We start from the raw sequence: 14,624 nt of genomic DNA, 5'->3' as shown, positions 1-14,624 counted from the left end.
ACCTTGCGCTGCGAACCCCTCGGGTTTCGATTCGTGCGCTTCTTCGGGTCATTCATGCGGCGACGTCGGCCCCGGATTGCCCGGCGTTCCCGGCCCGCCGGCCGGCTTGGGGTCCACCGGCAATTGGTCCTCCACCGGCGCGTCGGCCTTCCCGGCGGCCGCTTTCACCGAAGCGCCGGCAGCCGGCGTTTTGTTCGGTGTGTTGCTCGATGGCTTGTCGTCCGGCGCATCCTTCGGCTCGATTCTCGCCGGCGCGCTCCGCGCGTCCCACGTCAGCAAATTGCGTTGCGGATTCGCGATCACGATGCCGCGCGCGCTGAACTGGTCGACGATGCGCCGGTTGAACTCGCGCTGCACGCCCCAGCGCGCACTGTCGCGGCATTGCATCTGGCCCGCCAGCGTCACCGCCGAGCCGTCCACGGCATCCACGCCCCAGAAGCTGAAGTCCGACAGAATGCCGTCCTTGAATTTTTCGTCCTCGCGTAACGCGGCGCCGATTTCCTTGAGCGTGTCGATCGCCAGATCGACGTCCTGGCCGAACACGATGTTCACCTTCACCGCGGCATTGCCGAGCCCGCGGTTGGTGTTGTTGACCGTCGATACCGAGCTGAACGGCACCGTGTACAGCGAACCGTCGCCGCCGCGTAGCCGCACCGTGCGGATCGACAGATATTCGACGGTGCCCGACACGCCCGCGAGCGTGACCCAGTCGCCGACCTGCATCGCGTTTTCCATCAACAGGAAAATGCCGGTGATGAAATCCTGCACGAGTTTTTGCGAGCCGAAACCGAGCGCCACGCCGAAGATGCTCGCGCCCGCCAGCAGCGGCCCGATGTTCACGCCGAGTTGGCTCAGGCCGGTGAGCGCGACCACCAGCGCGATCGCGCAGAACAGCGCGCTGCGCAGCATCGGCAGCAAGGTGCGCAGGCGCGCGGCGCGCACCAGGTCGCCGCTGGTGGTCCAGCGGTCCAGCCGCCGTTCCACCGATACGTTGACGCTTTCCCACACCAGCAGCGCGATCACGGCGGCCACGCCGATCGTGGCGAGCGCCGAGGCGAGCCGATGCCCCACGGTGCCGTTGCGGAACAGATCGCCGACGTCCACGCCCCACACCTGCAACAGCGCCAGCACGGTGGCCACGCCGACGATCCACGAGACGATGCGCCGCATCAGCGGGTAGTAGCGATACGCGTGCCGATGCACGAGCGACTTCTCCGCGTCGTCCTGCGCATCGAAGAAGCGGGCCAGCCCGCCGAAGATCACGATCGACACGACCCGCGCACCCACCAGCACGGCCAGCGACAGGCCGCCCAGATGCAGCAGCGTTTGATAGCCGTTCCGCACGTCGAGCGCCCAGATGAACCACAGCGCCATCACGACGAATACCGCGAGCCACGCCCACGCATCCGCGAGGGCATTGCCGAACATCCGCAGCGATTCGCGCGCGGCGAAGCGCTGGCGGATCAGTTCGCCGACCGGCTTCGCGCATTGCAGGATCAGGATCGAGATCAGGATGTGGCCGGCGAGCGCGACCACTTTCATCAGCGCGAGATGCGCCGCATCGTTCAACCCGAGCGACCGGGCGATCTCCGCGAGCGCCGAACCCGCGCCGATCACGCTGACGATCCGCACGATCCAGCGGTGCATGAAGGCGGCCCACGCGTCGCTCATGCGCAACAGGCGCAAGCGCGGCGCGGCCGGTTGCAGAAAGGAGCCGCTGACGATCACGACCACGCGGCACAGCACGTAGATGTCGATCAGCGGCTCGAGTGCGCGGTCTTGCGGCGAGCCGTCGTCGATCAGGATCGACATCAGCGCGCTCGCCGCGCCGACGAACACCGCGAGCGGCACCAGCCGCAGCGCCATGCTCAACAGCGCGCGCGGCAGGCGCTGCAGGAGCGTCCAGTGATGCACCGCCTTCTGTTTGCCTTTGGCCTGGATGGCATCGTCCCTGGGCGAAGCGGCGGGGGATGCGCCGGCCTTCATCGCTTCTGCTTTTATCCGGGCCTCGGTCTCAGCTTCCGACGCGGACGAAGCGGGCAGCGGCGGCGCGGCGTTCGGCGCATCGGCGGGCTGCGGCCTGACATCGACGGGCAGGTCGGCTTGCGGCGCGTCGTCCTGATCGCTCTGTTCGCGGCGCGCGGCGATCGCCCGATAGGTGCGCCGCAACAGCCGCCGCGCGAGCCATTCCAGCACGAGCGCGGGCACCAGCGCGGCAAGCAGCGACCACGCGACGTGAACCAGCGTGCTGCGCGCCTGCGAGCTGGTCGATTGCCAGTTCCACCAGGCGCGCACCGAGGCGACGTCGAGCAGCGCCGCGACCGAACTGCGCAGCGAGGCGCCAAGGTGGACCGCCCAATGCGCGCCTTGACGGGCCAGTTGCGAGGCCAGTCCATTGGACTTGAAGGCGGCTGGAACAAGGGCGGCGGCACCGCTTGCCGCAGCCGGCGCGGAGGCGCCCGATGCCCCCGCCGCGGCGGCGGGCGGTGCGCTCAGGGCGCCGGCTGCGGCGATGGCTTGCAGCGTATCGGCGACCTGCGCGCGGCGTTTGGGATCGTTGAGGACGGCGAGGGCCTGGCGGGCCTGCTCGGGCGTCAGCGTGACCGCCGCGCCGGAGGCCTCGGAGGCGGGCGCGGCTTGCACCAGCGCGGCGACGGCCGGCGAAGCGCCGACGACCAGAACAATGAAAAACCAGACGTGAAGTAGTTTGCGCATAGGGTGCAAGGCGGGAGGCAAGGTGCGGGCGGCGGTGCCGCGACACGAGGACCGGTTCGGCGGGGTGATGATGAACCGACACCTTTTTGGTCGTACAAGTTCCTCGATGGGACGTCCTGGGTCCCGCCGTTCTGCCGGCCTGTCGAGCGCAAGCACCGGTAGCAGAAAGCTTGCCTGTCAAACCGCACTGGCGCGAATGCGCCTGGGATGCGCGGCGCACGCGCGTCCCCGCCGCGCGTGCTTAGGCCGCCCCGGCCTCGCGAACCGGCGCCACGCCGAGCGTGCCCTCCACCACCTCGGTGAAAGTCCGCTCCTCGCGCAAGATGAAACGCCTGGTCTGTGCGAACCTGAAATTCTCGCGTGCTTCGTCGTCGGTTCGCAGCCTTGCGCGATAGGTCTCGTAGGCCGCGAGGCTGTCGAATGCGACCAGGCCCCAGGCGATGTCGTTGGTGCCTTCGTGCGGCAGGAAATAGCCGATCAGATGACCGCCGCAGCGCGGAATAATGCGCCCCCAGTTGCGCGCGTATTCGTCGAAGGCATCGCGCTGGAATGGATCGATCTGATAGCGGATGAAACAGGTCAGCGTCATGTGAAAACCCTGGTCGAGTGAGGGTGGGTGGAAGTGGCCTGAACGGGCACCGGTACGCCAGTATGGCGACTCATCGAGCGTGACGTTTCACTGCTTTCTGAAGTGTGGGCTGGCGTGGTGCGTTGATCGTTGCTCGCTGCCCGCACCACGCACCACGCACCACGCACCACGCACCACGCACCACGCACCACGCACCACGCACCACGCAACACAAACAGCGCCGCGTCTCGATGCTCGCGCTTCAGCGCGCATGCGGCGCGGCCGCTTTGCCGCTCGTCTTGCGGATCGTCCACACCGCCAGCGCCGCGCCGGCCAACGCGCACACCGCCGATACCAGCGCAACCGCCTGCAACGCCGCCGCGAGCGCATCGGCTTGAGCGCGCGTCACCTCGGCCCGCATGGCGGCGTTCGGCGCAGCCGTTGCGCGGGCCGTCGGCGGCGCGGCCATGCCGATCTGCGTGAGCCGTGCCGCCTCGCGGACGTCTCGCGGCGCATGCAATTCATCGAGCCGCGTCCCGAGCGCGGCATCGTGCGACCACACGAACACGATGCCCAGCACTGCGATCGCCAGCAGGCTCGCCACCCGCGCTACCGCGTTATTGATGCCCGACGCGACGCCGGTACGCGCGGCGGACACCGACGTCATCACCGTGGTCGTCAACGGCGCGACGGTGATCGTCATGCCGAGCCCCAGTACGGCGAGCGCCGGAAACAGGCCGCGCCAGTATCCGTCGCGCATCCAGGGCAGCGCGAACATCGCGAAACCGAGTGCGGCGATCATCGGGCCGACGCTCAGCAGGACGCGCGCCCCGTAGCGACCCGTCAGACCGCCCGTGAAGCGCGACAGCAGGCCGATCGTCACCGGCACCGGCAGCAATGCCGCGCCCGCCTGGGTCGCGCTGTAGCCTTCGGCGCGGATCAGCGTGAACGGCAGGAAGAACAGCGCGCCGCTCAGGCCGAAATAGAGCAGCAGCGTGACGAGATTCGCGCCGACGAAATCGCGTGAACGGAACACGTCGAGCGGCACCATCGGATTGCGGCTGTTGGCTTCGAGCGCGACGAAGCCGGCCAGCACCAGCACGCCGCCAAGGATCGACGCCAGCACCCAGCCGTCGCCGAAGCCGCGCGTCGACGCGAGGGTGAGTCCGTAGGTCAGCCCGGCGAGCCCCGCGGTTGCCGTGACCGCGCCCGGCCAGTCGAGCCGCGGCGGCGTTTCGCCGATACGTCGCCCGTGCGCGCGGGTTTGGCCGTCGTCCTCCTGGCGGCTGTCGGGCACGGCGACAAGCGCCAGTGCGACGGTCGCGCAGGCGATCGGCACATTCAGAAAGAAGATGGCGCGCCACGAGAACGCGTCGACGAGCCAGCCGCCCGCCACCGGCCCGAGCGCCGACGTGATCGAGCCGACGCCCGCCCATGTGCCGATCGCCCGGCCGCGCTCCGCGTCGTCGAACACCGCGCCGATGATGGCGAGGCTGCTCGGCACCAGCAGCGCCGCGCCGATGCCTTGCACCGCGCGCGCCGCGATCAGCGAGCCGGCGCCCGGCGCGAGTCCGCAGCCGATCGACGCCAGCGTGAAGAGGCTGATCCCGGCGACGAACACGGTGCGCCGGCCGAGCTTGTCGCCGAGCGAGCCGCCCACCAGCACCAGCGCGCCGAGAAACAGGAGATACGCGTTGACGACCCACTGGATCGCCGCGACGCTGGCGTGCAGTTCGGTCTGAATCGAAGGTAATGCGACGTTGACCACCGAGCCGTCGATGAACGCCATGCTGGAGCCGAGGATGGTCGCGGCCAGCGCGAGCTTCTTGCGCCGGCTTGGGCGGCCGGAGCCCGCGGGCTGCGCGCGGATCACGAGGGCATCGCACGGACTGGCCTGAGCGGGATGGGCGGAGGAGTGGCGGTGCGCGCGCGCCGCGATGTGCTGATCGGCCAAGTCCGCTCCCGTCTGGATGAACGGCTTTCAGCATAGCAACGCCAGGAGGGATCCGATAGGCGCGCGAGGCCTGCGTGGTCGGGAAAGGCCGGGCAACCCGGCAACCGGCAACCGCAACGGGAAGCCGCAATCGGCAACGGCAACCGGCAACCGGCAACCGGCAACCGGCAACCGGCAACCGCAACTCGCAGCTCGCAACTCGCAGCTCGCAGCTCGCAACTCGCAACTCGCAACTCGCAACTCGCAACTCGCAACTCGCAACTCGCAACCGCAACCCCGGCAAGCCAGCTCACGCCGTGACGGGTCCCACATCCCCCACAAAACCAGTTCAGGCGCGCGGCGCTCCGAGTTCAAGCGAGCGAATGCGCCCGCCGCTCGGCCTCGTCGTCGGCGCCTGTGCCGCCGCTGCCGTTCAACGCGCGCGAGGCCGCCGGTTCCTGATGCAGCCGGTTCGCATGCATCAGCCGATACAGCGTTGCCCGTGAAATGCCCAGTTCGGCGGCGGCCTCGGACAACTTGTAGCCGTGCCGCTGCAAGGCATGCTCGATCGCATCTTTTTCGGCTTTGCTGCGGATTTCGGCCAGCGTCACGGCGGGCGCGTTGTCGGCCTCGGGCAAGCCGAGGTCGCCCGCGGTAATGAAGCGCCCCTCGCTCATCACGACGGCGCGGCGCACGCAATTGATCAGCTCGCGCACGTTGCCCGGCCACGGATAGTTCGACATCGCGACGATCGCGTCGCTCGACAGCCCGCGCAGTTTGCGCGCGCCGTCCTGCTTGTACATGCTGAGCGCATAGTTGGCGAGCAGCTTGATGTCGCCGCCACGCTCGCGCAACGGCGGCTCCACGAGGCGCAGCACGCACAGGCGGTGATACAGGTCGGAGCGGAACCGGCCGTCCTCGACCGCTTTGTCCAGGTCGACGTGGGTCGCCGAAATGACCCGAGCATCGACGTTGATCACGGCGTTGCCGCCCAGCCTCTCGATGGTGCCTTCCTGCAGGAAGCGCAGCAGCACCGCCTGGCACTCGTGCGGCATGTCGCCGATTTCATCGAGAAAGAGCGTGCCTTCGTGCGCGCTCTCGATCCGGCCGATCTTGCGCTGAAGCGCGCCGGTGAAGGCGCCGCGTTCGTGGCCGAACAGTTCCGCTTGCAGCAGGCTAGGCGGAATCGCCGCGCAATTGATCGCGACGAACGGGCGGCCCGCGCGCGGCGAGCGGTCGTGAATGGCCCGCGCGGTCAGTTCCTTGCCGGTGCCGGACTCGCCGGCGACGAACACCGGCGCCTCGGTCACCGCGCACTTGTCGATGCGGCGGTACAACTGCTGCATTGCCTCGCATTGTCCGACCATGCCGTGCCGGCCGAGCGACGGCTCCGGCGCGACCTCCACATGCCGCAAGTTCGACAGCCCATGCGCGTGGCCGAGCGCGAACACGAGCCGCTCGTTCAGCCAGGGCCGCGTGACGAAATCGAAGCAATAGTCGAGGATGAAGCGGCCGACCAGTTCATTGTCGGCCTGCCCCGGCGCGATCTGGGCGACCCAGTTGGTTTCGACGCGGCGCATGCATGACGCGAGCGCGGACAGATGCTGGGATGTGCAGTTGCCGGGTAATTCGACGAGGCCGACCTTGATGTTGCCGCGTTCGATCATGCGCTCGGCGGCGGCCGCGGTCTTGGCGTGCACGGCATGCCAGCCGGACGCGGCGAGGAAGTCCGCGAGTTTTTGATCGGGCAAGCTCGACACATAGAGAACGGTGCGTTCGGTGTCGACAGGTGTGCCAGTCGTGTTCATGTTACCCCCGGTTCGATGCTGCTCTCAGCACTGCAGTTCGGCCTACTCGCCAGGCCGGCAAGCGCGCCGATCCTCGGCCAACCAAGCTAGCCCGCTTCCGCGTGAACGGACCCGGGCATGGATTTTCGTCACGGCGATCGAGCCCGGTTGCGGGCAGCCCGGCGGTGACGGATTCACGGTAGCGGCAATGGCGGGGGCGTGATGCGTGCGGCATGAGCCGCGAGGTGCTACGCGTCGGGCGGACAGCGGAACAGCGGTCGTGCTGGCTCCTGCCCGGCGTTTTCATCCCCGAATCACTACAACCGATTCTTGACCTCGTTGACCTCGTTGATCTGATACAGGCGCTCTAGGCGGCGCGTGACTTAACCATAAGCGAAAGATCATTCGAATGCCATACAAACAAATAGGGATTCAGAAAGGATTTTTCGCGCCGATGTTGTCTGTGGCGCCGCTCGACGATAGCCGGCCAAATTCGTTATGAGCGCTATCGCACACATCGCGGCAGGTCGCCTTGCGGCATGGCGAAACCGACCTGGCGTCCAGCCATGCGCCGTGTCTCAAGCGTGCGACATATCGGGCCGCCTGCTCCGCTAGCGTTGAATGCCCACCCGCATCGGCACGAATGACCGACGCTTGCGGTCCAGGTCTGCTGCAAGCGGGCTGGCGCGCCGCCGCCGGAGACCCTGGCGTGCCAGGTTCATGCGCAACGCTTCGACGGAGGACTCAATCGTGTGTCGAATACGAATCAACGGCGGCCGGAAGGGGCGGCCCGGCCGTCTGCGCCGCGGTGCGGATCGCCGTGCGACAAGGCTTTCGACCCGCATGGCATGGGCGTTGCACCAAGCGATTCACAGCGAAAGCATTGCCGCCCGATGTGACGCACGGGGAAGCAGCGGTTGGAGCAGACCGGCGGCAAATAAAGACTTCGCAAGCGCGGCCGGGGAAGCCAGTGCGTTTTGCGAGGGTGCGGCGGGGCCATTGAAAAACGGATGTCAATAAAGCGGGGCGAACTGCCGATATACAGATATCGGTCGTTCGCGAACGGACAACGTGAACGCGGCCCCGCCACTTTTTTCGTCCGACTGGATGGAACCGAAGTTGCAGCCGACGTTGAAGCCGTAGTTGAAGCCGCAGTTGAAACAATAACGACAGGCATCGCGCTCATGCGGTTCGCGATCGATGCATGGAACAGGGAAGGGGCAGCGCTCGGCCAGGACCAGCCGGCGCGAGGAAGCGGGGAGAACGGGCCAGGAGCCTTCATAGAGAGGCGCGTGTTACGAGCTGAACCGGGCGCCGTGCCGCGCATTTGCGCGAGCACGGTCCACCCGCAAACGGCCCCGGGAAGGGGGCAACACATTGGGGGTTGTCATGAACAGACTGACCAGCAAGCCGACCATCGCATCGTCGTTGGACCGTCAAGCCACGGTGCGTACCGCTGATGTCCGCTATCAACGGCATGTGGCGCCGCCACGCGCGCTGTTCGCCACGCCTTCGATCGATCTGCAGACGCTCGTGATCGCCGACGCGCTCAAGCGCAAGGCTCAGGCGGAGATTCAGCGCGAGGCGCTGCGCGACGCGATGTTCGAGATGCCGGCGTCGCCCGAATGGACGCGCGATCGCGAGGCGGGCATTCAGCCATCCGATTTCGAAGACTGAAGTGCTTACGCGTCGATCGTGATCGGCGTGGCATCGTCAACCGAACGGCGTTAGACCGGAGGAGACCCCGCATGATCGACGTCTTTCTGCTTTCGTCCAGCACGGAACGCGCGCCGCACATCATCGCGCGCCTCGACGAAAGCGGCGTGCCGTACCGGCTGCGCGCGGCGCACGGCACGGCGCGGCAACTGCGCGTGCACGCCCGCGCGATCAGAAGCGCCGATCTGCTGATCGTCGACGACGTGCATCTGGGCGCGCGCGAACTGGACGGCGTCGAGGAAGCGCTGGCCTGCACCCCGACCTTGCATTGCATGCTGGTGACGCCGGCGCCTCCGGCCGCCTTGCTTGCCGTGGCGGCGCGCATCGGCGTGCGGCATGTGCTGCCGTGGCCGCTCGACGCCCATCAGATCGCCGCCGCGCTCACCAGGATCGCCGCGAACAAGAACATGGATATGCGCCGCGCCGGACGCGTCGTCTCGCTTGCATCGAGCAAGGGCGGCAGCGGCACGACGCTGATCGCCGTGAATCTCGCTTACTCGCTCGCCGCGCCCGGCAACCGGCGCGTGCTGCTGATCGACCTGAGCCAGCAGTTCGCCGATGCGAGCCTGCTCGTGGCCGACAAACCGCCGCCCATCACGCTCGCCGATTTGTGCTCGCGGATCGAGTTCCTTGACGCCGCCTTGTTCGAATCATGCGTGATGCATGTGCACGCGAACCTCGACGTGCTCGCGGGCGCGGGCGATCCGCTCAAGGCCGCGGAGTTGCTGCCCGCGCAACTGGAGCGCATCCTCGCGCTGGTGCGCGAACGTTACGACGCGGTGCTGATCGATGTCGGGCAAAGCCTCAATCCGCTGACGATCCGCGCACTCGACGCGAGCGATGCGATCTGCATGGTGGTGCGGCAGAATCTGCTCTACCTGCACGGCGGCCGACGCATGCTCGACATCTTCAAGGAACTGGGTTATCCGGCCAGCAAGGTGCGGGTGGTGGTGAATCAATACGACAAGAACGCGCCGATCAACCTGCCGACACTCGAACACACGCTCGGCGCGAAGGTCGCGCATCAGCTTCCGCGTGACGACCGGCAGGCCAACGAGGCGCTCAACCGCGGCGTGCCGCTCGTGACGTCGGCGAAAGACAGCGCGCTGGCGCGCGGCATCGGGCTGCTTGCCGACATGCTGTGGCCGGCCGCCGCCGAGCGCCGCAAAGGCGTGCTCGGCCGTCTGCTTCCGATATCGCCGGGCTTGCCGCGGCGGTTCAAGCCGGGGCATTGAACGCATGGCGTCAGGTTGAATGCCTGCGCTTACAATGCGTTCATACGATCCCCGCAACCATGCTCTTCGACACAAAAATGAGTCACCCCAACACCGAACTGATCGAGCGTTTCTACACCGCCTTCCAGCGGCGCGACGCCGAAACCATGGTCGCCTGCTATGCCGACGACGCTGTTTTCAGCGACCCCGCATTCGGCGAGTTGCGCGGCGAGGAAGTGCGCGACATGTGGCGTCTGCTGGTTGCGCGCGCACAGGATTTCTCGCTGACCTTCGAGGGCGTCGACGCCGATGACACGAACGGTCGTGCCCATTGGACAGCCAGTTATGTATTCAGTCAGACGGGCCGCCCGGTGGTCAACCGGATCGACGCGCGTTTCGTGTTTCACGACGGACGCATCGTCGAGCATCGCGACACGTTCGATCTGTGGTCGTGGATGCGCCAGGCGATGGGCGTCAGAGGCACGCTGCTCGGCTGGTCGCCGTTGGTCCAACGGGCGATCAGGACGCAGGCGCGTCGAGGGCTCGATCTGTATCGGCGCAGGCAGCGCAGCGCCTGATACGACGGCCAGGCTTGCCACGCCTGGTGTTGCGCTTGCCACGCCGCAGCCAGTCGATGCAGTATTTTCGTCATCTGGACGAATGGGAGTTCCAATGCCCGTAGTCGATGCCGCATGGCAGGAATGGCTGGTCAGCAACGTCGCGCGCGGCTGCAGCATGGACTCGATGATCGACGCGATGGTGCAAGCCGGTTTTGCCGACGAGGCCGCGCGTGCCGCCGTGCACGCCGCGTTCGGCCGGAAAGCGGCGAACGCGGCGAACGTGGCCGCCGGCGCGAGCGAGGCCGTGCTGACGAAAGCCGCGCCGCACGCTTACCAATACGATCAGTCGCCGGTCGCGCGGGGCAACGTGATTCGCGCGCACGATCGCGACGTCCGCGTGCTGATGCGCTGCGAGCGCCCCGAGTTGATCGTGTTCGCGGATGTTCTTTCGCCCGACGAGTGCGGTGAGATGATCGAGCGCTCGCGGCATCGGTTGAAACGTTCGACGATTGTCGACCCGGCCACCGGCAGGGAAGACGTGATCCGCAACCGCACCAGCGAAGGCATCTGGTATCAACGTGGCGAGGACGCGTTCATCGAGCGGATCGAGCGGCGCATTTCGAACCTGATGAACTGGCCGGTCGAGAACGGCGAAGGACTGCAGATTCTGCGCTACGGCGCGACCGGCGAATACCGCCCGCATTTCGACTACTTTCCGCCCGATCAACCCGGCAGCGCGGTGCATACCGCGCAGGGCGGACAGCGCGTGGCGACGCTGGTGATCTATCTGAACGACGTGCCCGAAGGCGGCGAAACGATTTTTCCGGAAGCGCGCCTCTCGGTCGCGGCGAAGCAGGGCGGCGCGGTGTATTTCCGCTATATGAACGGCTCGCGTCAACTCGACCCGCTGACCTTGCACGGCGGCGCGCCGGTGCTCAGCGGCGAAAAATGGATCATGACGAAGTGGATGCGCGAGCGTGCTTATGGCTGATCTTTTTTCTACATTGCGCGGCGCTGCATGCGGTTATGCCGTCTTGTAGACGTCGGGATCGTGCAACTCCATATAACGCTCGGGGTTCGCCAGTTCACGGAAGCCGTGCGGCCTGTACACATGATGTGCGTCGGTCGTCACCAGCACGATTCTGCGTAGACCCGTGAGCGATGGGCTGGCGAAAACGTGCTTCATCAACGCCGACGCATAGCCCTTGCCGCGATAGTCCGGCAGCACGAAAACGTCGCACAGGTAGGCGAACGTCGCCTCGTCGGTGATCAGGCGCGCGAAGGCGATCTGCCTGCCGCCGACATAGCCGCCGAAACATAGCGAGCCCGCGATCGCACGCTCCAGCGTGTCGCGCGGCATGCCCTGCGCCCACGCTGTTTGCCGTGACAGGAATGCATGGATCATCTCGATGTCGAGGTCGGCCTTGTCGCTCGAAATCGTTAGTTCGGCTGCTTGCACGTCATCACCCTTTGGCCGGATCTTCGGCGCCGCGCGAACCGCCGCCGATGCTCTGGCCGGCGTCGTGCGCGAGGCCCATATAGCCGATCACCGACACCAGCGTCAGCACGCCCGCGCACAGAAACGCGAGACGGAAATCGTCGAGCGTGAAGATGCGGCCCGTCGTCTCGCCGTTGAAGAACGCCGCCGCGCGCAGCGCTACCGCACCGAACGCGATGCCGAGACCGATCGTCATCTGCGCGGCCGCGCTCCATAGCGTGCTTGCCGCGCTCATCTGCGGCTGCGCGACGTCGGCGTAGGCCAGCGTGGCAAGCGTCGAGAATTGCATCGAACGCGCCACGCCGTAGATGAACACGACGAACAGCACGAGGGCAAGCGGCACCTCCGGCGTCAACAGCCCGCACGCGATGATGAACACGCCGGCCACCGCGACGTCGACGATCGACACCATGCGGAAGCCGTAACGTTGCAGAATGCGCGTGGTCAGCGCCTTCATGCCGAGGTTGCCGAGCGCGCTCGCGAGCAGCAGCAAGCCCGACTTGAACGCGGACAAGCCGAAGCCCACCTGAAACAGCAGCGGCATCAGATAAGGCACCGCGCCAATGCCGATGCGTGTGAACGAGCCCGTCACGACCGTCACGGAAAAGGTGGGAATCTTGAGCGTTGAAACGTCGATCAGCGGATGCGGGTGACGCTTCGCATGCTGGAACGCCAGCACGCCCATCAGCAACCCGCCGCCGATGACCGCCGCGGCCACCCACGGATTTTCGCCCGGCTGGCTCGCCAGTTCGGCGCCGTACAGGATCGCCGTGAGCGTCGTGCCGCTCAGCAACAAGCCGACCACGTCGAGCGGTTTGCGTTCGCTGCCGCGCAGGTTCGGCACCAGCGCGAACGCGACGGCCATCGCCGCCAGGCCGAACGGCACGTTCAGCAGAAAGATCCAGCGCCACGACGCATAGGTCGTGATGAAGCCGCCCACCGGCGGCCCGATGACCGGCGCGGCGATCGCGGGCCACGTGATGGTCGAGATCGCCTGCATCATGCGGCTCTTCTCGGTGCTGCGGACCACGATCAGGCGGCCCACCGGCACCATCATCGCGCCGCCCATGCCTTGCAGCAATCGCGCGGCCGTGAACTCCACGACGTTCTGCGACAGCCCGCACAACACCGACGCCACCGTGAACACGGCGATCGCGCTGACGAACACCGTGCGCGAGCCGCAGCGGTCGGCGACCCAGCCGCTCGCCGGAATAAAGATCGCGAGCGCCAGCATGTAGGCGGTCATGCCGAGACTCAGGCTGTTCGGTCCGACGCCGAACGACTGCGCCATCTGCGGCAGCGCCGTCGCGATCACGGTGGTGTCGAGGTACTCCATGAAGAAGGTGGCCGCGACGATATACGGCAGCCAGCCGACATGCGCGTTGCGTGTGCCGCCGGCGGTCATTGCGCTGTCTCCGCCGCACGGCGTGCGGGCTCATGAATGTCGTGAAGGTGCAGGCAGGTTCGGAGAGAGGGTCTGGATTTCATGGTTCTTGCGACTACCTTTCGAAGAGGTGTTTCCGGCCTTCGGACGACGCGAATGCGCGACAGGATCGCGGCTGCGAATAACGCTCCATTGAAGGGACGCGCCTCGTCGCCGGCCTTGAATCCTAACCTGGTAATCGCTGTTGCATCGTCGGCCAGGGCAGTCGCCCGGCGCCCGAGGCGACCGGCGCGCTCCCTGCGCGCCGGTCGGCCGGAAACACGAGCGCGCGCGTCGCTCAGTCTTTCGCGGCGTACTCGCGGTCGAGCTTGTCGTACAGCGGCTTGTTGACGAGCCGCTGGCGTTCGCTGAACGGCGCGACGAGCGTCGCGTCCTCGTCGAGGCGGCCGTTGTTTTTCAACGTGCCGAGCGCGCGCTGCATGCCGAGCACCGCGCCTTGCAGCGCCGCGTTCGCGTACAGCACGATGCCGTAGCCGAGTTGCGCGAGCGCCTCGCGCGATTGCACCGGCGTCTTGCCGCCGATCACGATGTTGATCAACTGCGGCCGGTCGAACAGCGACGGCAGACGTTCGATGTCGGCGAGCGATTCGGTCGCCTCGATAAACAGAATGTCGGCCCCGGCCTCGATGAAACGGTGACCGCGTTCGATCGCGTCCTCGATGCCGTGGACCGCCGCCGAGTCGGTGCGCGCCATGATCTGCAGATTGCGGTCCTCGCGGGCATCCACGGCCGCGCGAATCTTGCCGACCATCTCGCTCGTGCCGACCACTTCCTTGCCGGCGAAGTGGCCGCATTTCTTCGGCATGACCTGGTCCTCGAACTGGATCACGTCGGCGCCGCTGCGCTCGAGCACGCGCACCGTCTGACGCACATTCAGCGCGTTGCCGAAGCCGGTGTCGGCATCGACGATCAGCGGCAGCGCGACCGCGTCGCGAATCCGCGCGGTATGTTCGGCGACTTCGGCGAGACCGATGAAGCCGAGGTCGGGCAGGCCGAGCGACATGTTGGTGACGCCCGCGCCGGTGATGTAGAGCGCTTCGAAACCGGCGTCCTCGATGACACGCGCGCTCATCGCGTTGAAGGCGCCGGGCACCAGCAGGCCCTGGCGTTGCTCGACCTTGGCGCGGAAGGCGGCGCGGCGTGTGGCGGAAGTGGTCATGACGGTGTGTCTCCGAAAAAGGTAAGCGGG

11 protein-coding genes are annotated in these 14,624 nt (G+C 66.8%); 4 read left to right on the top strand and 7 right to left on the bottom strand.

Annotation, left to right across the window (positions count from 1 at the left end; all coding sequences use genetic code 11):
- Positions 1 to 48: 48 nt before the first annotated feature.
- From ACOCG7_RS08305 to ACOCG7_RS08290, 4 genes are all read right to left on the bottom strand, one after another.
- Entirely contained in the window at positions 49 to 2,715 is a 2,667-nt protein-coding gene (locus ACOCG7_RS08305; protein ID WP_073429953.1) for a mechanosensitive ion channel family protein, read from the bottom strand.
- Between the two features lie 241 nt (positions 2,716 to 2,956).
- Positions 2,957 to 3,304 carry an NIPSNAP family protein gene (locus ACOCG7_RS08300; RefSeq protein ID WP_083086365.1) on the bottom strand — a complete coding sequence of 116 codons (348 nt, stop codon included), beginning with the start codon at positions 3,302 to 3,304 and terminating at the stop codon, positions 2,957 to 2,959.
- A 241-nt stretch (positions 3,305 to 3,545) separates the two neighbouring features.
- Positions 3,546 to 5,237: an MFS transporter gene (locus ACOCG7_RS08295; RefSeq protein ID WP_073429951.1), complete on the bottom strand. Its 1,692-nt coding sequence runs from the start codon at positions 5,235 to 5,237 to the stop codon at positions 3,546 to 3,548.
- Positions 5,238 to 5,587: 350 nt separating this feature from the next.
- Entirely contained in the window at positions 5,588 to 7,024 is a 1,437-nt protein-coding gene (locus ACOCG7_RS08290) for a sigma-54 dependent transcriptional regulator (protein ID WP_073429950.1), read from the bottom strand.
- 1,368 nt (positions 7,025 to 8,392) lie between these two features.
- On the opposite strand from ACOCG7_RS08290, the gene ACOCG7_RS08285 reads away from it, so the two are divergent.
- The 4 genes from ACOCG7_RS08285 to ACOCG7_RS08270 all read left to right on the top strand — a co-directional run bounded on the left by ACOCG7_RS08285 (position 8,393) and on the right by ACOCG7_RS08270 (position 11,484).
- Positions 8,393 to 8,680 (top strand): hypothetical protein, encoded by a 288-nt coding sequence (locus ACOCG7_RS08285; protein WP_073429949.1) that lies wholly within the window; start codon positions 8,393 to 8,395, stop codon positions 8,678 to 8,680.
- Positions 8,681 to 8,751: 71 nt separating this feature from the next.
- Entirely contained in the window at positions 8,752 to 9,954 is a 1,203-nt protein-coding gene (locus tag ACOCG7_RS08280; RefSeq protein WP_073429948.1) for an AAA family ATPase, read from the top strand.
- Positions 9,955 to 10,031: 77 nt separating this feature from the next.
- Positions 10,032 to 10,511: a nuclear transport factor 2 family protein gene (locus ACOCG7_RS08275; protein WP_073430014.1), complete on the top strand. Its 480-nt coding sequence runs from the start codon at positions 10,032 to 10,034 to the stop codon at positions 10,509 to 10,511.
- 94 nt (positions 10,512 to 10,605) lie between these two features.
- Positions 10,606 to 11,484 (top strand): 2OG-Fe(II) oxygenase, encoded by an 879-nt coding sequence (locus ACOCG7_RS08270; protein ID WP_073429947.1) that lies wholly within the window; start codon positions 10,606 to 10,608, stop codon positions 11,482 to 11,484.
- A 33-nt stretch (positions 11,485 to 11,517) separates the two neighbouring features.
- Here ACOCG7_RS08270 and ACOCG7_RS08265 read toward each other — a convergent pair whose 3' ends face one another.
- The 3 genes from ACOCG7_RS08265 to ACOCG7_RS08255 all read right to left on the bottom strand — a co-directional run bounded on the left by ACOCG7_RS08265 (position 11,518) and on the right by ACOCG7_RS08255 (position 14,594).
- Positions 11,518 to 11,952 (bottom strand): GNAT family N-acetyltransferase, encoded by a 435-nt coding sequence (locus tag ACOCG7_RS08265; protein WP_073429946.1) that lies wholly within the window; start codon positions 11,950 to 11,952, stop codon positions 11,518 to 11,520.
- A gap of 4 nt (positions 11,953 to 11,956) precedes the next feature.
- Positions 11,957 to 13,396, bottom strand: coding sequence for an MFS transporter (locus ACOCG7_RS08260; RefSeq protein ID WP_073429945.1), 1,440 nt, complete (start codon positions 13,394 to 13,396; stop codon positions 11,957 to 11,959).
- Positions 13,397 to 13,712: 316 nt separating this feature from the next.
- On the bottom strand, positions 13,713 to 14,594 hold the full coding sequence (locus ACOCG7_RS08255; protein WP_073429944.1) for an isocitrate lyase/PEP mutase family protein: 882 nt from the start codon (positions 14,592 to 14,594) through the stop codon (positions 13,713 to 13,715).
- Between the last annotated feature and the right edge of the window lie 30 nt (positions 14,595 to 14,624).

The organism is Paraburkholderia sp. DD10 (assembly GCF_049177125.1).
GTDB lineage: Bacteria > Pseudomonadota > Gammaproteobacteria > Burkholderiales > Burkholderiaceae > Paraburkholderia > Paraburkholderia terricola.
Note: the sequence above shows the minus strand (reverse complement) of the source record. Positions and strands in the feature narration are given on the sequence as shown.